The 23,579-nt window shown below is 53.6% G+C and carries 16 protein-coding genes; all 16 read right to left on the reverse strand.

The features are described 5' to 3' along the window. Position 1: 1 nt before the first annotated feature. The 16 genes from AB5Y86_RS03495 to AB5Y86_RS03570 all read right to left on the reverse strand — a co-directional run bounded on the left by AB5Y86_RS03495 (position 2) and on the right by AB5Y86_RS03570 (position 23,531). Positions 2-961, reverse strand: coding sequence for a TniQ family protein (locus AB5Y86_RS03495; protein WP_335856136.1), 960 nt, complete (start codon positions 959-961; stop codon positions 2-4). Continuing rightward, positions 958-2,406: an ATP-binding protein gene (locus AB5Y86_RS03500; RefSeq protein ID WP_368192154.1), complete on the reverse strand. Its 1,449-nt coding sequence runs from the start codon at positions 2,404-2,406 to the stop codon at positions 958-960. The genes AB5Y86_RS03495 and AB5Y86_RS03500 overlap by 4 nt, the downstream gene beginning before the upstream one ends. Next, a complete protein-coding gene (locus AB5Y86_RS03505; RefSeq protein WP_368192155.1) occupies positions 2,403-4,571 on the reverse strand; it encodes a transposase in 2,169 nt (722 codons plus the stop codon). Before AB5Y86_RS03505 ends, AB5Y86_RS03500 begins: the two co-directional genes overlap by 4 nt. A gap of 10 nt (positions 4,572-4,581) precedes the next feature. Continuing rightward, positions 4,582-5,454 (reverse strand): TnsA endonuclease N-terminal domain-containing protein, encoded by an 873-nt coding sequence (locus AB5Y86_RS03510; protein ID WP_368192156.1) that lies wholly within the window; start codon positions 5,452-5,454, stop codon positions 4,582-4,584. A 442-nt stretch (positions 5,455-5,896) separates the two neighbouring features. Beyond that, positions 5,897-6,688, reverse strand: a complete 792-nt coding sequence (locus AB5Y86_RS03515) for a SprT family zinc-dependent metalloprotease (protein WP_279486912.1) — start codon at positions 6,686-6,688, stop codon at positions 5,897-5,899. Positions 6,689-6,692: 4 nt separating this feature from the next. Further along, on the reverse strand, positions 6,693-9,971 hold the full coding sequence (locus AB5Y86_RS03520; protein ID WP_368192157.1) for a type I restriction endonuclease subunit R: 3,279 nt from the start codon (positions 9,969-9,971) through the stop codon (positions 6,693-6,695). Continuing rightward, on the reverse strand, positions 9,968-11,461 hold the full coding sequence (locus AB5Y86_RS03525) for a VWA domain-containing protein (protein WP_331378305.1): 1,494 nt from the start codon (positions 11,459-11,461) through the stop codon (positions 9,968-9,970). The genes AB5Y86_RS03520 and AB5Y86_RS03525 overlap by 4 nt, the downstream gene beginning before the upstream one ends. Next, positions 11,452-12,981: an AAA family ATPase gene (locus AB5Y86_RS03530; protein ID WP_331378304.1), complete on the reverse strand. Its 1,530-nt coding sequence runs from the start codon at positions 12,979-12,981 to the stop codon at positions 11,452-11,454. The genes AB5Y86_RS03525 and AB5Y86_RS03530 overlap by 10 nt, the downstream gene beginning before the upstream one ends. A gap of 120 nt (positions 12,982-13,101) precedes the next feature. Further along, complete coding sequence (locus tag AB5Y86_RS03535) at positions 13,102-13,788, reverse strand: UPF0149 family protein (RefSeq protein WP_368192158.1); 687 nt, start codon at positions 13,786-13,788, stop codon at positions 13,102-13,104. Beyond that, positions 13,785-14,456 carry a restriction endonuclease subunit S gene (locus AB5Y86_RS03540; protein ID WP_368192159.1) on the reverse strand — a complete coding sequence of 224 codons (672 nt, stop codon included), beginning with the start codon at positions 14,454-14,456 and terminating at the stop codon, positions 13,785-13,787. The genes AB5Y86_RS03535 and AB5Y86_RS03540 overlap by 4 nt, the downstream gene beginning before the upstream one ends. Beyond that, on the reverse strand, positions 14,456-15,031 hold the full coding sequence (locus AB5Y86_RS03545; protein WP_368192160.1) for a restriction endonuclease subunit S: 576 nt from the start codon (positions 15,029-15,031) through the stop codon (positions 14,456-14,458). The genes AB5Y86_RS03540 and AB5Y86_RS03545 overlap by 1 nt, the downstream gene beginning before the upstream one ends. After that, positions 15,021-16,544 (reverse strand): type I restriction-modification system subunit M, encoded by a 1,524-nt coding sequence (locus tag AB5Y86_RS03550; protein ID WP_368192161.1) that lies wholly within the window; start codon positions 16,542-16,544, stop codon positions 15,021-15,023. Before AB5Y86_RS03550 ends, AB5Y86_RS03545 begins: the two co-directional genes overlap by 11 nt. A 551-nt stretch (positions 16,545-17,095) precedes the next feature. Further along, entirely contained in the window at positions 17,096-19,972 is a 2,877-nt protein-coding gene (gcvP, locus tag AB5Y86_RS03555) for an aminomethyl-transferring glycine dehydrogenase (RefSeq protein WP_368192162.1), read from the reverse strand. Between the two features lie 300 nt (positions 19,973-20,272). After that, the gene (gcvH, locus tag AB5Y86_RS03560) at positions 20,273-20,662 is read right to left on the reverse strand and encodes a glycine cleavage system protein GcvH (RefSeq protein WP_368192163.1); all 390 of its coding nucleotides are present in this window, start codon (positions 20,660-20,662) and stop codon (positions 20,273-20,275) included. A gap of 86 nt (positions 20,663-20,748) precedes the next feature. Beyond that, positions 20,749-21,846, reverse strand: a complete 1,098-nt coding sequence (gene gcvT / locus AB5Y86_RS03565; protein WP_005346577.1) for a glycine cleavage system aminomethyltransferase GcvT — start codon at positions 21,844-21,846, stop codon at positions 20,749-20,751. Between the two features lie 416 nt (positions 21,847-22,262). Further along, positions 22,263-23,531 (reverse strand): FAD-dependent 2-octaprenylphenol hydroxylase, encoded by a 1,269-nt coding sequence (locus AB5Y86_RS03570; RefSeq protein ID WP_368192171.1) that lies wholly within the window; start codon positions 23,529-23,531, stop codon positions 22,263-22,265. Positions 23,532-23,579: the final 48 nt, after the last annotated feature.

Below are 23,579 nucleotides of genomic sequence, written 5' to 3' on the forward strand. Positions count from 1 at the left end.
GTTAACCCTCAGACCTCAGGAGCCCCACCAGATCGATGCCTGCATGTTGTAACAGCAGCAGGTGGACCAGCGGGTGCAACGGATCTCGGGCTGACTGCTCATGGTAGCCCCGTGCATTGCGCAGCTGTGGGGGTAATTGCCATACCTGACCTGGCCCCCCTGTATTGGTGAAATACGCAGTAAGTGCCATGGGATCGCTTTGAACATCCATCTCCCTAAACCACGCATTGATTGACCGGATACTCTCGACCGTGCGCATCGGCTTACCCGATATTCCCATAGACTCACTCACCAACTGGGTCAGCGAGCGTAGGGTGAGAGCACTCGCGGACTGGGCCAATGCCAGCGATGCCAACTCGATCTCGTGCATCCGCTCGGTAAAATGACCATCGTATCCCCCCATCCAGTGTCCACAATGGGGGCAGAGGCTATCGTAGGGTGGGATCAGTTGTTCCGACAACAATTTGGCAGAAAAACCACAGCCTGCGCAGTGACCAGACAAACCGCGTTGATGCCGATGACAATGGAACACTCCTGGCAGTTGATGATCTCGGTGGTAGTAGGGCATACCATGGAGCTCATAATCCTCGGCGATACAGTCTGTACACCAACGCCAGTATCGGTGCTGTAGATTGTTCTGACCGGTCACCCTCAACCGGAGCTGCGTGTGGCCCGCGCACGCAGCCGTCAACATATCCTGCTCAGGCAGACTCAAAAACGGGGTTAGATAATGGCCGTAGCCATGTGTCTGCCAGGGCTGAGCTACCCCCTTCGCCCGAAAAATGGCATCGAGGGCTATGTCATCGGCATGAGACAATCGTTGGGGGCGAATCGGTGGGCTACCTAGACCCAACGCTTTTACTGTAGCGGTGAACGTCCCATAGATGCTCAGCACATGCATTCGACCAGCCACGGCTCCCAGATGTTCACCCGGCAGCAGCTCTAAACGATGGAGAATCATTTCGGCTTAACCTTATCTAGGTTGTAGCCGAGTTGTCCTAACAATACTGACGGCGATAACTGATCCAGTTTTTTGCGTTTCTGTACCTCAATCTGCGATGATACGGGTTTGTCGCTCAGCTCTACCTCTCCTTGAACCAGGTTCATGGCTGGAGGCGGAGTTATCTGTGTCATGACATCAGAATGGCTCGCCACCGACTCCAGCATCAGCATCGGCTCAAAATCCTCAAATTTGTGGTAATCACCTCTTCTCAGTGCAGTTAACGCCGGGGTCAATACTCTAAATTCACGATTAAAAACTAAGTCCAGCGAGGCTATAGAAAGATCTTGATCCTGAGGCTCCAGGAACGTGAGATAGGCGAGCGTGGCCCTAACCAGGCTACTGGCAATTGCCGGAATGCCCGCACTCAGATAATGAATATGCCTACACAATGTATCTACCGATGTTGACTGATTTTTTAGTAATTGAGTCTGGCATAGCAGGCGGATAAACCGTTTCCAAAATGAGCTATTAGAATCGCAACTCGCCAACAACATAGATCCATTTTTGGTCACTCGCCGACCGATAGTTGTTTCCCTCTCAAATAATGCTAGCGTTGCAAATGTTCCTACCAGCATGATCGGCACACCGACTCTGTTGAACAATTCCTCGACAAATTTTATCGACGTTTTTTCATTGATACTTAAAACTTCATTACGGGAGGATTTGGCTAGATTTTGGGCCTCATCAACGACTACCAACCCAACACTATGACCGATAAGGAGCTTGCGTACTATGGTAATTAACTCATTAACAGACCTATTACGGTGTTCATATGCATATGCTTGTCCGGTCACCTCATCCAGCACCTCCAACATATTCAACAGCAGCGCTTTTTGACCACGACGCTCGTGAATTTCTACATACAGATACGTTACCTGAGATTGATCCAGCGTATGCTCCCGCCCCTTGTGGTCGGTATAATTGAAATGTTCAATAACTTGATCAAATAGTTTCAGAATACGCCTTACCATAAATGATTTACCACGACCACTCAGTCCAATCAACAAATAACTCTGCAATACAGAATAGAGTTCCAAGCTTGATAAATATGCAACCTGATTGGGATTTGTCTTGTCTCTATCGATAGCCGTCAGTATCCGCCGTATATCTGTTCGCAGAGGATTGCGTTTATCATACCCCGCTTCAATCATGCGTCGCATGACATCATATAAACGATATGCCTCGTCTTGAACGGCATAAACATCATTCAATTGATCGATCTGGGTTCGGATATAATAACCATGAAGTGATGCATCAACACCAGTCAAATCAACATTGTTAATAAAAGGCAACTCGCTGAGTGCATAAAACTGCTGCATTGTTAATGGCTGACCCAGCGCCTCAATTAATGGGTTGTCTCGATACTGTCGATTAGGATGCATATAATAATTTGGCTGGCTCATTGTTCGTCTTCCTGAAAGGATATTACTGTCGGATCATTCAAATTTTGTTTAGATTGCAGCGATTTGGGCCGATGGATTTGATCCCGGTTGTCGACCCCAGACAGATCGGCATAAATGGCTTGCATTTCATTATGTCGCTGCTGTACAGCCTCAATATGCTTGAGGGTTTTCATCCCTGGCTGAATGCCTTTAGCATTGGATTTTTTAAGATGGCGACTTTCTGCTCTAATCGCATCATCACATTGTTTTAAATCCATTTCCAATAATGCACGTGCATCAAATCTGCTTTCATCTAGAATAGCCAGTTGTTCTTTGACAATCGCTTGGCGGCGCATGACATTGGCCCAAATTTGATTTTTATAGGCTTCGCTACGATCAGTCAAATCCAGTTGGAGGAGCTCTCCACTTTCGTCATCTCCATACCAGATATGATTAGTGCTGATATCGGTATATCGAACCTTTATTTTGAAACGACCAATATTTTTTGCTCGATCAAGATAGCCCCTACGTACAATTTCATTACAATTATAATATAAACCTTTGAAGAACACTCCCTGAGACCTAACTGTTGCCTCTGCTTCCGGCAACAATGCGTATCGTAGGCGATTTGTTGAAACTCGTGGTTTCAAGATTGCCTGCTCCATCCCCCAATCCCAAACACCACGAGATGTAAAAACCACACCATCTCGCGACATCTCAAAATTATGAGATAGGACTCGTTCCCTGTTATTGTTGGTAAATATGATACATTTTATCAGTCGAACCATAAACTGTTCATAGGTATACAAAGAATTACGGGATGCATGTTGGTCTTCTTTTTTTGGAGATTTTACAACCTTGCCAGAATCAAAGGGGATCGCTAGAGACTGAATAATATCAAAACTCTTCTCAACCGTGCCTTTCATATCACCACGATGATATGCATTAAAATTGCCTACAGTAATACCAATTTGACCGCGAAGGAGGGAAGCTATATTGCTATCAGTATTCTCTGAACCTCGGTCTAACGTTAATTCACGACAAACCTCCTGGCATGGCCAATCAGACTCAGCTATTTCATAGCCATACTGTCTACAAAATTCGACCTTATTACTCATAGCATTAAATAATGCCTGACTGGCACCGTGCCAACAAGGACTATCAAAACCAACATGAATTCCCACAATCATTCCACTGAAACTATCAACAACACTATAGATTACAGGTCGTCCTATACTGACTAGTTCATCTTTGCTGTAGGAATATCGAATATATATATCTGCAATAGTACTATCAATTTCGTAGCGCGATGCCGGTCCTCGGAGCCCCGCTCTCGCGAGCCCGGGCTTGCCGGCGTAATCTCGATCATAATTTATACTACCTACCCGCTTTTTCAAAAACGTCAACTGATCAACATATTTAGTAAGCTGGCGCTTGAATGATTTGGGAGAAATAAGATAATTTCTGGGTAGTAAAATTTTGAACGGTTCAGCAATATCCTCATCCGGGGCTCCCATCGGGCGCAACTCTGTCGAAGCATACTCCATACAAAAATCCAAATACAACCGAGAAAGCTGGACTTCTGTCCCCGAGCGGATTTTCTTGGAGAAGAATACTATATTTTTAATGTCTTGTTGGGTAATGCCACGGTAAGATTTACCATAAAGCGTTTCGCGCCCTCGTTTTGATGCAAGACAAACCTTCCCCTTTTCCAGCTCCAGGTATGTAGTAGGCAACTGGTGATTTTTGCCACATGCGAAGTAATTAGGTAATAGCGCATTTGGAATGCCACCACATCGGAAGTAGCGATTCAATTGACTAGTGACATACTTTTTACTTTTTCCTGAACGATCAATGAGTAGTTTCAAAATCCCGCTTGAGTCACCATATAGATAACGATGCCTCAGTTCATGATCGTTTATTAGGGGTTCAAGCGTAGCAAGTCCTTCATCACGTTTTTTTATCCAGTTTGGATTTAAGTTATTATCTGCTTCATAGATGATTTTTGGAAAATCATGATCTGCTATATGCCTACGCCCTTGAGAAATATCATTTTCAACTTCGTCAAGCGACAAGGTAAATGGCCGTTTCGGTGAAACGAGTAGCAATTCAGTTACAGCTAGCCGCATTGTATCCCAGCAGATATCAATGATCAGCAACTCGGAACTATTTTTGGTATCAGACACGATCTTTTGGTTAACCCGCATTAGACCTCCGTATTACTGGCAGAGGACGGTATAACTCGATTCGTTGTGTCAAATCGATATTCAAACGACCGGTATAAACCGCGTGCTGGAACAAACACTGCACCTGAAATTTATCAATATTAAGTTCATAGGCTACCTGATGAATTAACATCAGCAGCGTGGATAAAGGGGTTGCTATCATGTGGTGCCTAAACCGAACAATAACATTGGCATAAAATTCTGCCGAAACCTGAATCAGTTCAACCTCATCAAAACATTCTCGTAGAAACTCTAAATTGTAAATAATGGTGGCGTCAAAACTCTTCTCTGTTATCAACACATGATCAATATTTTGAGTACGCCAATACTCAAGGGCGATTCGCTCTTTTGCCAATGTACGATTAACAACACGGGGGGATGTTATTTCTGGATCCAGCGCATCAGAATATTTGAAGCTATATGGACTCAATATATGCATCCCTGCCTCCGTTTGCCGAATAATGACAAAATCCTGAGTCATAGTTTTGGCTGGGATGCGGCCACCATGATTACCTCGTTCTTTATAATTACCTGGATGGACAACGTTCAGAGAGGCAGCAATTTCTAGAGTTTGATGCAGTGGTAACGGATACTGTTCGAGAATGTCGATAACAGTTGGATCGCGTTCGAAATAGAAAAATGGTGCCCTCTCGCCACGACTCAGCAGATGATGCTCACGTCTCGTTTTGTGACTATACACAATCTGCCCCTGACCATAGGTATGGGACTGCCGCACCGTGACCCAGGGGCGATACCCCGAAGCTTTGATGTCTCGGTTGTACCGTGCTGTTTTTGCGATCTCCGCATCGGTGACGATGGGCTGCTGAACCGTTTTTTGCTGCATGACTACTCCTACCTGACCTGCATACAACCTAGTAACTGGGCAGGGGGTCGTCAATCGCAATAATGCACGTAAGGCGTTGTTTTTACTTATTTATTTTTATAAATAATAACTATCGACGCTATCATGGCAAAAATGCCACACTCAACAAAATTTCATTTTTTATCTTAAAAAAACATATAGTTATAAAAAATCACATAAGCATACATAATCACGAATATTTATTTTCATAAATAATAAGTAAATGTTTTTTATTCCTTTTTTGACATAAGAGGGTGACGGATATAGAACATTATTCTGAAGCGATTGATGATTCCGCTCAGAAAAAATGCCCGTTTTTGGCTACAAAAGGCTCCATGCGAAGAGCAATCAATGCATCCACACCAAAAAATTCAGCCCGGCAAGGGTGGCCTGCCGGGCTGTGGGTGACTGACGAGCTGATAACTCACGTCAACAAGCGGTTAGCCATGCCATCCAGCTTCGCTTTGGTCTTTTCCCAACCGGGCATCACCTGACCCATCAGCCGGTAAAAGTGCTCGCTGTGGTTGTGCTCGGCAATATGGCAGAGCTCGTGCAGGATCACGTAATCGATACACTCGCGGGACGCTTTGACCAAATGCGGGTTGAGAGTGATCCGGCCATTGGGGGAACAACTGCCCCACTGGGTCTGCATGGTCAGGATGCGCAGTGGCGGACGCTCGGTGACCCAGATGGCCTGCTCGAGCATGGCATTGAGCCGTCTGGCAAACACCTCCCTGGCACGAGCCTTGTACCAGTCAGCGAGCAGTGCCTGGACTTTCTCGGCTCTCTTTGCGCTATCAGTGACTAGGCTCCTGACCGACACCTCCAACTTGCCACGCAGCATTTTGACCCCCTGCACAGCATCAGGTGCCGCTATCACCTTGAGCAGGTACTGCTTGCCGAGGTAATAATGACTTTCCCCACTGATGTACTGGCGTGGGGTGACGTGCTCCAACTGCTGGCGAAAGTCGCGTAACTGCTGGTAGATCCAGCGTCCGCGCTGCTTGACCGCTGCGAGAACCGCATCATCAGTCGCCTCACGCGGGGCCGAGACCACGACGCGGCAATCGGGATGCACCTTGATAAGCATCTTGCCGCTAGCCTGTCTCCGTTGCACCCGCTCGAAGGCGATCCGCTCATCGCCGTAGCGAAAGCTAAAGGATGGAGCTGGAGCCTGGGGCTGAGCATCGCCCTTGACCCGAATAGGCACATTCATCTGATCAGACTCCGCTCAAGCCGACTCGGGTGATCTGCACCACCATCTCGACGATCTTCTTGGCCTGCTCCATACCACTGCCGATGTTTTTGCACTCCTGGAACATACGCGGCAGCAACTGCTTGCGAATACCCGCCTCGATGTTCTGCGGGTTGATGGAGTGCTCGGCCACCGATGCATCCACGACCATATCGATCTCGAAGGCCAGCTTTATCCATTTGTCCTGTACCTGGCTGTCGGTAATGGCGAACACCTCCGGCAGTACCTTCTTGAACACGCCAAAGTAGGCCTGAGCGTGGCGATGCCCAGCAAAGGCATCAGGAATGTCACTCAGGCGGCGCTCCTGTACCTGCTCTTCGAACTCCCGAAACAGCATGTACTGCTTGAGTGGGTGCTCGAACAGCTTCTCCGCATCAAGGATGGCCTGGCGCAACAGCGTGGAGAAGGCCTCCTGCGCATAAGGGTCGTCACGCAGCTCCTGCTCAATCATACGGGTGACCCGCGTTTTGATGATGTCGGTCTCGTTGCGGGTCTTGTTCTCGTTCCACTCTTCTGGCTGCTGCTGACCCATCTTGCCGACTTCATAGACGCCACCAGGCTCTTTAACCTCTACCCCGACCACATGCTTATCCAGCAGCTTCTTCACCTGCTCGGCATATTCGTCGTAGTCCACCTTCTCACCTGCATCCTGTTGCACCAGTTGACGCAGGCTGGAGAGCTGTTTCACCGTCTCCTTGTAGTGACGGCGATCCGCCTCGCTAAAGGCGCTGTCCTCGAAGAAAGAGGCCGATTGCAACGCCACTTTCAGGCAACTGGCAAACGCCGTGAGCGCCTCGTAGAAGTCTTCTCGCACCTTGAGGTGCACATCCACCAGTTCGCCGTCCAGTTCCTCCATCTTGGGCACCAGCACTTGGCGCAGTTGCTCGATATCCTGCTTGTTCTTCACCCCGGCGAAGATGTTCCACAGGGTCTGGTAGAGCTGCGGCAAGCGCTTGTACTCGGTGCCCATCTGGTTGTAGAGGCCTTTGAGATCGTCAACGTCATAGCCGCCTTGGGTGCGGGAAGCGAGATCCTGATACTTGCCGATGGTGGTATCCAGCTCGGATAAGATGCCGCGATAGTCGATAAGCAGACCAAATTTCTTCTTCGGGTGCAGCCGGTTGACCCGTGCAATGGCCTGGATCAGGTTGTGCTCTTTGAGTGGCTTGTCGATATAGAGCACTGTGTTCTTTGGTTCATCGAAGCCGGTCAGCAACTTGTCCACCACGACCAGCAACTTGAGGGGATCATTCTCATCGGCAAAACGCTCGATAAGCGCCTTGGAATACACCTGCTCATCCTGAGTGCCGACATTGTCCTTCCACCACTGGGTAACCAGCGGTGTGGTCGATTCATCCACCTCGGTGTTGCCTTCACGGCTGTCTGGCGGGCTCATCACCACCGCCGACTCGAACAATCCCGCCTCGTCGAGGTATTTTTTATAGAGCACCGCCGAGGCCTTGCTGTCACAGGCCAGCTGTCCCTTGAGCCCCTCGATGATGTGGTTTGAAAAGTGACTGGCGATATCGAACGCAATCAGCTTGATGCGGTCCTCCGCGCTGTAGATTTCGCCCTTGCGGGCAAATTTGCGTTTCAGATCGGCCTGCTGCTGTTCGTTTAACCCCTGGGTAATGCGCTCAAACCAACTATCGATGGCCCGCTCGTTGACCTCCAGATCGGGGATGCGCTCCTCATAGAGCAGTGGCGTCACCGTCTTGTCCTCGACCGCCCGCTGCATGGTGTAGGCATGGACGATGGGGCCAAACTTGTTGGTGGTCTTGTCATCCTTGAGCAGCGGTGTGCCGGTAAAGGCGACAAAGGCGGCGTTGGGCAGCGCCTGCTTCATGCGAATATGGTTCTCGCCCCCCTGGCTGCGGTGGCCCTCATCGATCAGCACGATGAGATCCGGGCTCTTGTTGATGCACTCCGGCAACTTGGTGGCTGAGTTGAACTTCTGAATAAGCGAGAAGATGATCCGCTCGCTGCCCTTACCGATCTGCTCGGCCAGCCGCTTGCCCGAGGTAGCCATGGCCGCTTCTTTATCTTTCTTGCCCGCGAGTTCACCGCTGGAGGCAAAGGTCTTGCTGAGCTGGCTCTCCAGATCCACCCGGTCGGTCACCACCAACAGGCGACACTGTTTCAAACTATCGTGCAGGATCAGCGCCTTGCTGAGGAACACCATGGTGAACGACTTGCCCGAACCAGTAGTGTGCCAGATCACCCCACCTTCTCTCCCGCCATCTGGACGTTTCTGGTTGATACGCTCGATTAACCGCTTGATGCCAAACACCTGCTGGTAGCGGGCGACTATCTTGCCCGCCTTCTTGTCAAACAGGGTGAACAGCCGGGTCATCTCCAGCAACCGCTCCGGCGAGAGCAGGCTGATGAGCAGCCGATCCTGATCGCTGACGGCCAGCTCGCCCGCCGCAACCAGAGACTGATACCAGCCCAGATCGGCGGCGGAACGGTGGCTAAACAGGGCAGAGCGTTGTTCAGATGAGAGCGGCTGGTTCTTGATGGCCGTCATCTCGCCATCACCGATGTCCTCCTCACGCCAAGCGGCCCAGAACTTCTCCGGCGTACCGCAGGTGCCATATCGTCCCTCGATACCGTTGATGGAGAGCAGCAACTGGCTGTAGGCAAACAGCAGCGGGATCTCGTCCGGGCGCTGGTTGCGCAGGCTCTGGGAGATCCCCTCCTTGATGGTCGGCCCTTTTTTGGCGTTGCCATCCGGGCGCTTGGCCTCGATCATCACCAAGGGCAAGCCATTGACGAAGCAGACGATATCCGGGCGACGCGACTCGATGCCCCCTGCGCGGGTGACCCGAAACTCTTCGGTAAAGGTAAAGCGGTTATTGTGCGGATTGTGCCAGTCAATCAGGGGGATGGTGGGGCTCACCTTCTTGCCATCGACAAATTCGGTCACCGACATGCCATAGAGAAGGTGGTTATAGAGCCGCTCGTTGGCCGCCTGCAACCCTTCATTCAGGGCTGGACTACACAGCTCGCTCACCAGATTGTCCACTGACTTAGGGGAAAGCGGATAGGTTTTGCCCGCAAACACAAAGGTGCGCTCGGCCAGCACGCTGCGTAGCTGTTGGCGCAGCACCACCTGATCGGCCTTGTTATCCCTTGCGATAAGCGCCTGTTCGGGGGAGAGGAAAGTCCAGCCCAGCTGGGTCACCAGGGTCAGGGCGGGGATCTTGGCGCTGTACTCTTCCTGAAATTTCGGCAAGGCCTTCATAACGGGGGTGCCTCAAACTGGTTATCAATTTTTTGCTGAAAGCCGATCAACTCATGAATGGTACTCGTCGTCGGGTTATACACCCACTCATGATCAAAGAGGCTCTTTAGCCGCTGAACCATATAGGCAGAGCCGACCACCAGAGAGTAAAAGCGGTTACCCTTACCACGCTGTTGCTCGATATTTGCCAGGGTCGCCGGTGGCAGATCCGCCATGATGAAGTCAGAAATCATCAACAGGTCAGCCTTTTGGTAGGTCTCTGCGTCCATGGTTTTCAACGCATGGCCAAGGGCCGGTGTCGCATCAGTACCGCCATGAAACGACATTTTCAGAAAGTCGATTATCGACGCAAGGCCCCATTCTCCACTCAACTCCAACGTCTTGATACCCGTAGAGAAGTTAATCAGGTAACAGGGACGTTGCTCCTCTCTCGCTTTGGTTGCCAGAAATAGCGTCATGGCTTTGGCGATCGTCTCGGGCGCACCGCTCATCGAGCTACTGGTATCAACGCAGAGGATCATGGGGCCGCGCTTCTCCTCTTCGTTGACCGGCCTCTCCTCTTCCCTTTCAACATGCTGATGTTTAGTCTGTATACCAGCCATATCAAAGCTCATCAGTCGTGACTCGACGAACTTCAAATCAAACAGCAATGCGGTCTCGTCATCAGCCAACAGGGCTTTCTCGCTGGGTAATACATGCTCCAGATCTCGCCCCAACCGAATACCCACTATCTCCTCTCGGGAGTTGATATCGGGCAGACAGAGATCCAGAACGTGGTTGACCTTCACCCGCTCAATCTTTTCGGAGAGTTCAATCTGCCGGATCTTGCCGAGCAAGTCGCATAACGCATGCAGCCCCTTGTCGTTTGCCAGATAGCTTGCCCACTTTTGGAACTGGGCCAGATCTTGGGCAGAGAGCTGGCCACTGGAGAGATCAACCAGCCGCCCCGGATCCAGCCCCAACGCTTCAAGCAAAGGTTGCAACTGCTGCAACAGCTTGAGCATGCTCTCCAATCGTTCCATTAACTGGTGACGCAGCTGCTCGATCCTGGCCAGCTCCCAACTATTGCTGGCTTTATCCAGCACCTTTTGCCATTCAGTAGCCAGCAGTTGGCAACTGACGGCCTTATCCGCACTCGGCGGCTCCGCATCCTGACCGAAACTATCGGCAACCTGCTTTTGCCAAAATGGCGGATCCGCCGGGTGCTGGCTGGCTTTACAGAGCGCGAGATAATCCTTCACCGCCCCTTGAAAAGAGGTTTTGGATATATCGCCAAGCGCACTCTCTCTTCGCCAATGGTTCAGCTTGTGGGCATGCCCGGCGAATGGACACTCGTTGGTCAACGCTGCCTCAGTATCTCTCTTCCACTCCTCTATGTTCTGCGTGACCTGGCTGGTCAGCGAGCTGGAGTGAGCCAGCAATCCACCATAGCTGTCGCGGAGTTCTCTGTGAGCGAGAAGCGACGCACTCTCCACCTGACTTATTTGCATAAGGCTTCCAGCCGTTCGCAATCCTTGATACGCAGCTTGAGCTGGCTTATCTGCTCCGTAATCCCATCGAGCGCAATGGCTACTTTTTCTACCGGGACAAATATGGATGCAAGACGCTGTTCATATCCCTGCTGCAAGGTCTCCACCTTGTCCAATATGGCAGTCAGCTGCGCTCTGACCTCTGTCACTGAAGATGAGAGGGAATCAACCAGACGTTGATTGATATCCGGTTTTTTATCGCCCTTATGAAACAATACTTTGGGTTTGAATTCAAATGAACCACTACTGTAAACACGGTGAGAATAAGATACTTTACATGTTCCTTGCTTATCAAACTCGCAATTCAGTTCGTCAATTTCATTGCCCGCCTCGTCAAGTGGATGAAATTCCCCCGACTTGTACATACGTTTTGTTGAAAAGTATATATACGCTGGTGAACCGGCATATCTATTTAATTCATTCTTAACTTTGAAATATTTTTCACTTTTAACAGAACGACTCAATGAGACAACATCGTAAATATCATCTGAACAAAAAAGCTCAATGTGAATCTCTTTATCCAGCAACGTTTTTTTGAGATCGATCTCTGCCAGATTAATACCGCTATCAAAACCGCTATTTTTAACCGCTTGCTCAACGATATCGTTAACGGCAACACGGTTATCTTCATGGGTCCACAAGCAGTGCCGCAATAGCAAGGCATCACTGTGATTGGTTTCGCTGCGGCCATTAAAGAGGGCCGCGGCCTTGAGCAGTTGGGTCGCCCGCTGCCAGCGGCGGTCGGAAACATAGACCTTCAGTTTGTCATATTTGGTGGCGAGTTCACTGCGGATCAGGCGAATAATGGTCAGGGTTTCCGGTGACAAACTCACCTCATGCAGTTGCTCTCTCCATTTAGCCCACTCATCGGCCTTAACAATAAGCGAGTCATCAACCCTGATGGCAGCCTCGGTCGGTTTGCACGCCAGCAATCGTTCAAAATTATCAGACTGCTCAATGGGCCCAACCATCAGGCGGATGATGAAGCGATCATACAGCGCATCCAGCCCCTGATTGGCATCGGGTGTTTCATTCGACGCAGCAACCAAGGCTTTCAGTGGGGCCTGCTCGATCTGTTCGCCGTTACGAAACGTGTGCTCATTGATAAGTGTCAGCAGGGTATTGAGGATCGCCGGGCTCGATTTCCATATCTCGTCCAGAAATGCAAAATCGGCCTGGGGCAGATAATGCTCGGTTTTACGAACATACCGATCCTCTTTGAGAGCCTTGATCGAGATCGGGCCAAAGACCTCCTCGGGGGTACTGAACCGGTTCATCAGGTACTCGAAGTAGGCCGGATTGGCAAAGGCACAGGCGATGCGACGGGAGATCAGGCTTTTGGCCGTGCCGGGTGGGCCGTAAAGAAAGGTATTCTGACCACACAAGGCACCCAGCAGCGCCACCGAGATCACCTCCTCCCGCTCAAACATCCCTTCACATACCGCGTTGACCAGCCGTTCCATCCGTTGTTGTAATTTCATGTTTATCCCTAACTAGCTGTTTATCTTATTTAATTTTTATGGTGATGCGATGCAACCAATGCTCGCCATTCGCCTGGCCGTCACCCTCACTGAGGGGACGGGCATGGGCCGAGCGTCTGATCAGTGCAAACAGCACTGCTTGTACTTCTTGCCGCTGCCACAGGGACATGGCTCGTTGCGCCCGACCTTGGCAGGGGCCTTGGCCGGTTTCACCGATGGCACCGCGACAGGCGCACTGTTTGGCCCCCGTTGGGCCAGAAAATGGGCGTGCAATTTCAACGCGGCAGGCCCCACTTCGGCCACGCTCTGCTGATGTTCCGGCAGCGACAGGCTGGCAAGCAGTGGCAATTGGTCATCGCTGCCATGCAGGCGGATCACCTCAAGGGAGCGGTCAAACGCCTCTGGCAAGGCTGGCCAGTTCCCCAGCGCCATGCCACGCAGATAGCCAAAGCACCACTCTTCGGCGTTGCAGATCTCTTGTTCTTCGAAAAGATTGACCATCAACACAGGGATAAAGTGCTCGGGCTGATAACAGAGGGTGTGGGCCAGAATATTCATATGGCCGATGATAAGGTCCAGCGCCCGTTTCATCTCCCGCTCGGATGACCACTCGGGGGGTATACCGCCCCAGATTACCGGCCACCACTGGCTCGGAGATACCAGCTCGGGGCCGGAGAGCACGGCGGTCAGAAAGCCGTCGAGTGCCGACAGACTCAGCATCGAATCGTCGTTGCCATAATCCATCAGCCGTTGCTCCAGCCACTCAACATCGGCTTCGCTCATGGGGTGAAGGGTCACTTTTTTCATGCGGCCACCTCCACCTTGACCCGCCGTTTGCCGGTTAGCAGTTGTTGCATTAGCGCCTGTTTCTCTTGCTTTAGGGCTGCGAGTTTTTGTTGCAAGATGGTTATTTCCCGATCAGCAACGGTCAGCACTGCTGCGATTTTTTGTTGTTCATCTAATGATGGCAAAGGTACTTTCAGTGAGAAAAAATCTGTTGGTTTTACATTAAGTAGGCCATGAGCTCGGCCACCCTCATGTGCAATTTGTGAGAGCCCCTTATTTAGTAATCCAGATTCAAAATAGTGCTCCCAAAAATCACCATTTGCCTTGGTTGACTCAGATATTTCAAAGCAGATATACAAAGTGGTCACAACACCATCGGCGTAGCGATTGAGACGCTTAATCGCCCCCATCGGATAACCATTTGAATAGCTCTTGTTGTATGCAAACTGCCCTTTCATTAGCAAGAAGTAACCATCAAGGATGTCAGATGCGACTGATTTTTTAAAGAAATCCTCTTGGCGGATCAAGCCATGTTGCCCAGATATGGTGACAACATTGGAACTTTTCCCATTATTTTTTGTTGTCACTCTTTCAAATATTTTTGATAGTTTTACTTGTTTCCACTCCCCACTAAATCTCACTCCATTGTTATCCAGCAAGCGTTTTTGGCCGGTGAGCAGTTGATGCATCAATGCCTTTTCTGCTGCTGACTATTGGCCAGCAGTTGCTCGGTAGTGCTGATTGCCCTATCCCAAGTGGAGAGGACTTGGGCGATCTTCTTTTGTTCAGGAAATGATGGAAGCAGAAGCGGAGTATTTTCAACAACCGCTTTATTTATTTTCACCATTGAGCTACTACTGCCTGCGGCACAGCTTTTATAATACTGCCTTACCTCTGTTGACTTTAATTTTATTTCAATAAAATTGGGATCTGCTTTTTTGGTATCTACACAAAATCTCATCATAAGATCAGGGTAAGAGCAGTTTTGAACTTCATTTTTGAATCTAATCGAGCGCCCTACTTTGTCTGGGGTATTAGAACGACTAATCAAAAAATCACCATCAGAAAGTAAAGCTTGTTTTACCTTCTCATCAACTACCACAGGCTTTATTTCTAAAGGATTGATTCCATGGTCTGTCAATGCACCAAGGCTTAATACCCAATAACCCGTAGTAGTTGAAGCTGGGAGTGGCGAATAACCGTTTTTGATGGCGCCACTAATAACACATTTGAGATGTGTTTTTTTCCACCCATTAGGCACCATAACCGAGCTCCTTCAGATAGTTAGCCATCTCGATTTCCAGCTCGGCCAGTTGGGTTTTCAGTTGTTCGCGCTCGGCACGTACCGCCAGCAGATCGATCTCCTCCTCTTCTTCGAAGGTATCCACATAGCGGGGGATATTGAGGTTGTAGTCGTTCTCCTTGATCTCTTTGAGCGAGGCAAGGTAGGCGTATTTATCGACATTGCCGCCGTTGCGATAGGTAGCGACAATCTTGGCGATATTGTCCGCGCTTAACAGGTTCTGGTTTTTACCCGCCTTGAACTCGCGGCTGGCATCGATAAACAGCACATTGTCATCCACCTTCTGCTTTTTAAAGATCAGGATGGCGGCGGGGATGCCGGTGCCGTAGAAGAGCTTCTCCGGCAGGCCGATCACCGCATCGAGCAGGTTTTCATCGATCAACTGCTGGCGAATTTTCCCCTCGCTCGACCCACGGAACAGTACGCCGTGAGGCACCACTACCCCCATGCGCCCACTCTTGGGTTTGAGGGTCTCAATCATATGGAGGATAAAGGCGAAATCCCCCTTGGTTTTGGGCGGCAGCCCACGCTTGAAGCGACCGAACTTATCGTTCCCCGCCTCCTCATAACCCCATTTATCCAGCGAAAATGGCGGGTTGGCGGTCACGATATCGAAGCGCAGCAGATCGCCATTTTTATCCAGCAGCTTGGGGTTGCGGATGGTATCGCCCCACTCAATCTTGTGGTTGTCTTCCCCGTGCAGGAACATGTTCATCTTGGCCAGCGACCAGGTAGAGCCAATGGCCTCCTGCCCGTAGAGGGCGTAGTGCTTCTCACCATGGTTTGCCACCACCTTGCGGCCGCACTTCATCAACAGCGACCCCGAGCCACAGGCCGGATCGCAGATGGTGTCGCCCGGTATCGGCTCCAGCAGCTCGGCCATCAGATCGGAGACTTCCGGCGGGGTATAGAACTCCCCCGCCTTCTGGCCACCGCTGGCGGCGAAGTTCTTGATGAGATACTCGTAGGCGTTGCCGATCACATCCAGGGTGCCGACCCGACTCGGTTTGAGGTTGAGCTCATCCTTGGCAAAGTCTTCCATCAGATGGCGCAGTATGGTGTTCTTCTGCTTCTCTTCGCCGAGGCGGTCGGTGTTGAAGCTGATGTCCTGAAACACGCTCTTGCCCGCGTCTTTGAGCTTGGTGCCATTGGCCTCTTCGATGGCGTGCAGCGCCTGATCGATCCGCTCGCCGTTGCCCGGCTCGTGACGACGCTCGAACAGGCTGTAGAAGCTGGCCTGTTTGGGCAGCACGAAACGCTCGTTTTTCAGCATCTCTTCAATGAGCTCCGGCTCATCGCCATATTCGGCCTGGTAGCCATCGTAGTGATCCTGCCAGACATCCGAGATGTATTTCAGGAACAGCATGGTGAGCACGAAGTCTTTATAGGTATCGGCACTGATGGTGCCCCGGAAGGTATCACAGGCAGACCAGAGGGCCTTGTTGATATCGTCCTGGTTTATCGAGGTAGTCATAAGTCACAATTCCTTGGGCAGTGGCCGGATAAACGGGAAAGCGCGGACGCTTGAGCGGGGGCAGGATCCATCGTTCAAGCCAGCGGACCGCGCGGGAGAGGCCCGATACTGAGGGTGGCAAGGGGCGGCACGTTCACTACATTTCGCGTTATCGCCGATGATGCGGCGGCAGTCTGTCGCAACTGGCGCAGGTGCGTCAAGCGTGCCCGCTCGCATTTTGCCTCTATCGTTATGATCGCGATAAAGATCCGACGGTGAGCGGACCATAGAAGCGGGTCACGTCACTGATATTGCTCAATCAACGCCCGGCTGTTGCGCAATTCATGCACCGCGCAAATAGAAAGACCCTGCGATGCAGGGTCTTTCAGTTTCCAGCTTAAATGTCCGAGCTCACTAACCGAGATCATTTTTGTAATTTAATTACAGATAATCACCGCACAAAATAAAAAGGCCCTGCTGTTGCAGGGCCTTTGAGTTTCCAACTTAAATGGTCGGTTTCCAACTTCAATGTCACGGTTTCCAACTTAAATGGCCGTGATCATAAACGCCACTTACTTGGCGTAATCCTCAGTCGGGATACAGGAGCAGAACAGGTTGCGATCGCCGTAGACGTCGTCGATACGGTTCACTGACGGCCACAACTTGGCGGCGCGCACGGCGTCGGACGGGAAGACCGCCTCGGCGCGGCTGTAGCCACGGGACCACTCTGCATCCATCACGTCATCCTGGGTGTGCGGCGCATGGACCAGCGGGTTGTCTGTCAGGCTCCACTGCCCCTCCTGCACCTTGGCAATCTCGGCGCGGATAGAAGTCATCGCCTCGACGAAGCGATCCAGTTCGCGCTTGGATTCCGACTCGGTCGGCTCGACCATCAGGGTGCCCGCCACCGGGAAACTCATGGTCGGTGCGTGGAAGCCGTAGTCCATCAGCCGCTTGGCCACGTCCATCTCGCTGATGCCGGAAGCATCCTTGAGCGGGCGGATATCCAGAATGCACTCGTGGGCCACCCGACCGTTGCGGCCAGAGTAGAGCACCGGGAAGGATTCACCCAGCTTCTTGGCCAGATAGTTGGCGTTGAGGATGGCGACCTGAGTGGATCTCTTCAGCCCCTCGTCACCCAGCATGGCGATATACATCCAGCTGATGGGCAGGATGCTGGCCGAGCCGAACGGTGCCGCCGACACGGCGCCGTTGTCACGGCTCTCCTTGTCGGTCTTGACCACGGCGTGACCGGCCACGAACGGTGCCAGATGTTTCTTCACGCCGATGGGGCCCATGCCCGGGCCGCCACCGCCGTGAGGGATGGCGAAGGTCTTGTGCAGGTTGAGGTGAGAGACGTCCGCCCCGATAAAGCCCGGAGCAGTCAACCCGACTTGCGCGTTCATATTGGCACCGTCCAGATAGACCTGACCACCGTGCTGGTGAACGATGTCGCACACCTCCTTGATGGTCTCCTCATACACCCCGTGGGTGGAGGGGTAGGTCACCATCAGACAGGAGAGTTGATCCCCCGCCTCGGCCGCCTTGGCGCGCAGGTCGTCGAGATCCACGTTGCCGGACTTGTCACAGGCGGTGACGATCACCTTGAGCCCCGCCATCTGGGCAGAGGCCGGGTTGGTGCCGTGGGCAGAAGCCGGAATGAGGCAGATATCGCGATGTCCCTCGCCGCGGGATTCATGGTACTTCTTGATGGCGAGCAGACCTGCGTATTCGCCCTGAGCACCTGAGTTGGGCTGCATGCAGACCGCATCGTAACCGGTCACCTTTACCAGCCAGTTTTCGAGGTCGGCCAGCAGCAACTGGTAGCCCTTGGCCTGCGCCAGCGGGGCAAACGGGTGCAACTTGCCAAACTCGGGCCAGGTCACCGGGATCATCTCGGCGGTAGCATTGAGCTTCATGGTGCAGGAGCCCAAGGAGATCATGGCGTAGTTGAGCGCCAGATCCTTGGCTTCGAGACGGTGGATATAACGCAGCATCTCGGTTTCGGAGTGGTACTTGTTGAACACCTCGTGGGTCAGCACGGCGTCAGTGCGCAGCAGATCCTGCGGGATGGCGTGATAGGCCTGGGCCGCCTTGTCGAGTGCCTCGATATCCAAGCCATGGCCTTGACCGAGGAAGAGATCGAACAGCTCCGCCACATCGCCACGGGTAGTGGTCTCAGAGAGTGACACCCCTACCGCGCCGTCGAGATCCGCACGCAGGTTGATGCCCAGCCCCTCGGCCTTGGCGATCAGCTCTGATTTGCCCGTGGTCAGCACGGTCAGGGTATCGAACCAGCTGGCGTGCTTGAGGGCAACACCCTTGGCCTTGAGGCCGAGCGCCAGAATGGTGGTGAGACGGTGCACGCGGGAGGCGATGGTTTTCAGCCCCACCGGGCCGTGGTAGACGGCGTAGAAGCTCGCCATGTTGGCCAGCAGCACCTGTGCGGTACAGATGTTGGAGTTGGCCTTCTCGCGGCGGATATGCTGCTCGCGGGTCTGCATCGCCATGCGCAGCGCGGCCTTGCCACGGGCATCCTTGGAGACACCGATGATGCGACCCGGCATGGAGCGCTTGTAGGCATCGCGGGTGGCGAAGAAGGCGGCGTGGGGGCCACCATAACCCATGGGCACGCCAAAGCGCTGGGCGGAGCCTAACACCACGTCGGCACCCAGCTCGCCCGGGGATTTGAGCAGCAGCAGGGAGAGCAAGTCGGCGCTGACGCAGGCCAGCCCTTTCTGGGCCTGTACCGCGGCAATCAGGGCACGCAGATCTTTCACCTCACCTGTGGTGGTGGGGTACTGGAACAGGGCCCCGAACACCTCTTCGCTCACTGCATCGCTCGCAGCGCCAACCGCCACGTCGAAACCGAAGTGAACCGCGCGCTCCTTGACCACGTCGATCACCTGCGGGTGCACGTCATCGGCAACAAAGAAGAGGTTGGATTTGGACTTGGCCATCCGTTTGGCCAGCGCCATCGCCTCGGCGGCGGCGGTCGCTTCATCCAGCAGGGAGGCGCTTGCCAGATCCATGCCTGTGAGATCCAGCGTCAGCTGCTGGAAGTTGAGCAGGGCTTCGAGACGGCCCTGCGCCAGCTCGGGCTGGTACGGGGTGTAAGCGGTATACCAGCCCGGGTTTTCCAGCACGTTGCGCAAAATGACGTGGGGCACATGGGTATCGTGATAACCCATGCCGATGTAGCTCTTGGCAATCTTGTTCTGAGCGGCATAGCCCCTGAGCTTGGCCAGCGCCTCCACTTCGGTCATGCCGGCACCGATCCCCAGCGGGCCCGGCAGGCGAATGGCGGCGGGCACGGTCTGTTCAATCAAATCGTCCAGGCTTTCGGCCCCGACGGTCGCCAGCAGCTGGCGCAGCTCTTCCTCGCCCGGGCCAATATGGCGGCGGACAAAATCGGTTTTTTGCTCGAGTTCAAACAGTGACTGGGTCATTTCCCTATTTCCTGATAAATAAGTCCTGGCATGACATCCTGATAACCAAGACCTGATGTTCCTGATCGTCGGTTGATACCGACTCCACTCATGTTCTGGGTCCCGCAGACAGGGGTGCGGCACCGGATGCTGCGGCAGCATCAAGAGGGGATCGCCTTGTTGCGAACCGGCCTGTTTGCCCCCTAGGCTCCCAGGCTGGCAAACGGCAAGCGCGGGCGACTTCACCCTTCCACCGGCCGGTGCTTGCCCGGCTGGCGGTCATACAAAGGGGCCCTGCTGTGTTGGCAGGGCCCGGGGGCATTACTCTTCGTCCACCACGTTCTGGTAGCCTTCGGCATCCAGCAGGTTGGCCAGCTCGCTCTCGTCATCGAGCTTGATGCGGAACAGCCAGCCAGCGCTGTAGGGGTCGGAGTTGACCAGCTCGGGGCTCCCTTTCAGCTCTTCGTTGACGGCGATGATCTCGCCGCTCACCGGGCTGTAGATATCGGAGGCCGCCTTGACCGACTCGGCCACGGCGCAGTCGTCACCGGCACTGACCTGCTTGCCCACTTCCGGCAGCTCGACAAACACCATGTCACCCAGCAGCTCCTGGGCGTGCTCGGTGATACCGACCACGGCCTCGCCGTTGGCTTCAACACGGATCCACTCGTGGGAAGTGGCATATTTCAGTTCGCTCGGGATATGGCTCATTTGTGCTTCCTTTGATCTTTGAGTCGCGTTTAAAAACGAATATGAAAAGGGATGGGGGGGAGGCACAGCCCTCCCCCAAGACGATGTTAAACCAGCTTCTGGCCGTTACGGACGAAAGCGGGCTTGGTGACCTTCACGGTGACCAGTTTCTTGCGGATCTCCACCTCGGCCAGTTCACCGATATCACGGGGCACCCGTGCCAGGGCAATACTGTAGCCCAGGGTGGGGGAGAAAGAGCCGGAGGTGATCACACCTTCCCGCTTCTCACCGTTTGCCGCAGTGAAGGTAACGGGCATACCGGCACGCAGCACACCTTTCTCTTCCATCACCAGACCCACCAGCTTAGGCTGATTGCCCGCCGCTTTCTGTGCTTCCAGCACGTCGCGGCCGATAAAGTTGCGATCGCTCGGCTCCCAGGCGATGGTCCAGGCCATGTTGGCAGCGAGTGGAGAGACTGACTCGTCCATATCCTGACCATAGAGGTTCATCCCCGCTTCGAGGCGCAGGGTATCGCGGGCACCGAGGCCGCACGGGGCGACGCCGTTATCCAGCAGTGCCTGCCACAGCTCGCAGGCTTTCTCTTGCGGCACCACGATTTCATAACCATCTTCGCCGGTGTAGCCGGTAGTGGCGATAAAGAGATCGCCAGCCTGCACGCCGAAGAAGGGTTTCATCCCCACTACGGCAGTGCGCTGGGCGGCGCTCAGCACGGCTGCGGCCTTGACCTTGGCGTTGGGGCCCTGCACCGCAATCATCGCAAGCTCCGGACGCTCGGTCACTGTGATGTCGAAATCGATGGCGTGATGGCGGATCCAGGCCAGATCCTTCTCGCGGGTAGCGGAGTTGACCACCAGCCGGTAGAAGGTATCGGTGAGGTAATAGGTAATGAGGTCATCGATCACGCCGCCTTCCGGATTGAGCATGCCGCTGTAGAGGGCCTTGCCGGGGGCAGTGAGTTTGGCCACATCGTTGGCCAGCAGGTGTTGCAGAAAGGCTTTGACCCGTTCGCCGGTCAAATCGACGATGGTCATGTGGGAGACATCGAACATACCGGCATCGCTGCGCACCGCGTGGTGCTCTTCCAGCTGGGAGCCGTAGTTGATGGGCATTTCCCAACCGTGGAAGTCCACCATCTTGGCGCCGGCTTCCAGGTGTTTGGGATGCAGTACAGTAGTCTGGATCATCGCATTCTTTCCTTAGCAAAAAGCCTTTTCGCTTTGGCGACCACCCTTGCAATCCGTGCCACCGCTCTGACTGCACTACGTACAGCAAAAAGCGACCGGATCCAAAAGTGTGTGCTCGCTCCTGCCCTTGCCAGGCAAGAGGGATTCCTTGAACGGAGCGGATTATATGACAAGCAGGCGAGCGTGCCGCTCAAAAAAAACTAATCCCCTCCCGTAAAACTGACTCCAGACACTAAGATAAATACAGTGATAAAAACAGCCATAAGCCGACTCAGACGAGATTAAATTTTGATTTTTACCGTTTCGTCACAATTTGCAGAAAAACGTTTCGCTCCAGAGCGAAATTAAAGGCTGACGCCCAAAACGGGTCATCAGCCTTGTCGGATTACTTTTGTTGTCAAAAACGGCGAGTAATATTAGTTTTTTTCACCCTTGGCCTGCATGGCACTGCCCTTGGTCGCAGCAATAGCCCAGTCAGGACGGGCCAATGCGGGCAACTCGCCCTCCAGCCCCATGGCGGCGCGGATCACCCCCTCCTTGAAGGGCGTCAGCAGATTGGCCGCGCGCAATCCCACGCCCCGCACCAGCTTCTTGAGCGGGTTGGCCCCGCTGAACAGCCGCTTGAGCCCCTCCATCGCAGCGAGCATGCGAGCCGCTTCGCTCTTGCGCCAGCGCTCGTAGCTGCGCAGGTTAGCGAGCAGGCCGATATCCTCACCCGCGGCATGATTTTGCAAGATCAGCTCCGCCAGCGCGGCAGCATCCAGCAGGCCAAGGTTGACCCCCTGCCCCGCCAGCGGATGGATGGTATGGGCGGCATCTCCCACCAGCACCAGCCGCTCGCGGGCAAAGTCGCGAGCATAGCGGGCGGTAAGCGGAATCGCGCTGCGCGGCCCCTCCACCTTGCACAGACCGAGCCGAGCGTCGAAGGCGGCAGTAAGCTGACGATTGAACTGCTCGTCATCGCAGGCACAGAGCGCCTCGGCACGGGCCGCAGGCAGCGACCAGACGATGGAGCAGAGGTTCTCTTGCCACAGCGGCAAAAAGGCGAGCGGGCCATCCGGGGTGAAGATCTGGCGTGCCACCGCCTCGTGGGGCTCGGCGCAGCGCACCGTCGCCACCAGGGCGTGGTGGCCATAATCCCAGCTGGTGAGCGGGATATCGGCCTGACGGCGCACCCAGGAGTGGGCGCCATCGGCGGCTACCACCAGTTTGGCCGAGATGGCCTGACCATCTTCAAGGAGCAGCAGGGCGCCCGCCGGGCCGCTCTGCAAGCTCTTGGCTCTGGCGGGGGTCAGCAGCTGGATATTGCTGGCACCTTCAATCGCCTCAAGCAGCGCCAGCTGGATCACCCGATTCTCGACGATGTGGCCGAGGTTGGCCTGACGCAGGCTGGCGGCATCGAAGTCGATATGGCCGAAACTGTCCTGCTCCCACACCGCCATCTTGTCGTAGGCCTGCAGGCGGCGCGCTTCAATGCCGTCCCAGGCGCCGACATGGCGCAGGATCTGCTGGCTGGCCAGACTCAGGGCGCTGACCCGATTATCGGCCACCTCCCCCAGCTGCGGGTCGGGCAGTTGCCCCTCCACCACCAGTACCTTGAGGGCGCTATGTTTCAAGGCCGCAGCGAGCCCCAGCCCCACCATGCCGCCACCGACAATCACCACATCCACATTTTGCATCTGCATCATCTCATCCTTTCAGGGCTGACCGGCTGGCCAGCGAGGGGACGCCCG

Origin of the sequence: Aeromonas sp. s8 (genome assembly GCF_040907785.1) — a bacterium.
Taxonomy (GTDB): domain Bacteria; phylum Pseudomonadota; class Gammaproteobacteria; order Enterobacterales; family Aeromonadaceae; genus Aeromonas; species Aeromonas veronii.

What these genes read in the sequence shown, in the direction of transcription:
- AB5Y86_RS03500 (WP_368192154.1), bottom strand. Translation starts at nt 2,406, where the DNA reads ATGAGCCAGCCAAATTATTATATGCATCCTAATCGACAGTATCGAGAC.
- AB5Y86_RS03510 (WP_368192156.1), bottom strand. Translation starts at nt 5,454, where the DNA reads ATGCAGCAAAAAACGGTTCAGCAGCCCATCGTCACCGATGCGGAGATC.
- gcvH (WP_368192163.1), bottom strand. Translation starts at nt 20,662, where the DNA reads ATGAGCCATATCCCGAGCGAACTGAAATATGCCACTTCCCACGAGTGG.
- AB5Y86_RS03535 (WP_368192158.1), bottom strand. Translation starts at nt 13,788, where the DNA reads ATGAAAAAAGTGACCCTTCACCCCATGAGCGAAGCCGATGTTGAGTGG.
- AB5Y86_RS03545 (WP_368192160.1), bottom strand. Translation starts at nt 15,031, where the DNA reads ATGGTGCCTAATGGGTGGAAAAAAACACATCTCAAATGTGTTATTAGT.
- AB5Y86_RS03570 (WP_368192171.1), bottom strand. Translation starts at nt 23,531, where the DNA reads ATGCAGATGCAAAATGTGGATGTGGTGATTGTCGGTGGCGGCATGGTG.
- AB5Y86_RS03550 (WP_368192161.1), bottom strand. Translation starts at nt 16,544, where the DNA reads ATGACTACCTCGATAAACCAGGACGATATCAACAAGGCCCTCTGGTCT.
- AB5Y86_RS03495 (WP_335856136.1), bottom strand. Translation starts at nt 961, where the DNA reads ATGATTCTCCATCGTTTAGAGCTGCTGCCGGGTGAACATCTGGGAGCC.
- AB5Y86_RS03540 (WP_368192159.1), bottom strand. Translation starts at nt 14,456, where the DNA reads ATGCATCAACTGCTCACCGGCCAAAAACGCTTGCTGGATAACAATGGA.
- AB5Y86_RS03530 (WP_331378304.1), bottom strand. Translation starts at nt 12,981, where the DNA reads ATGAAATTACAACAACGGATGGAACGGCTGGTCAACGCGGTATGTGAA.
- AB5Y86_RS03515 (WP_279486912.1), bottom strand. Translation starts at nt 6,688, where the DNA reads ATGAATGTGCCTATTCGGGTCAAGGGCGATGCTCAGCCCCAGGCTCCA.
- gcvT (WP_005346577.1), bottom strand. Translation starts at nt 21,846, where the DNA reads ATGATCCAGACTACTGTACTGCATCCCAAACACCTGGAAGCCGGCGCC.
- AB5Y86_RS03520 (WP_368192157.1), bottom strand. Translation starts at nt 9,971, where the DNA reads ATGAAGGCCTTGCCGAAATTTCAGGAAGAGTACAGCGCCAAGATCCCC.
- gcvP (WP_368192162.1), bottom strand. Translation starts at nt 19,972, where the DNA reads ATGACCCAGTCACTGTTTGAACTCGAGCAAAAAACCGATTTTGTCCGC.
- AB5Y86_RS03525 (WP_331378305.1), bottom strand. Translation starts at nt 11,461, where the DNA reads ATGCAAATAAGTCAGGTGGAGAGTGCGTCGCTTCTCGCTCACAGAGAA.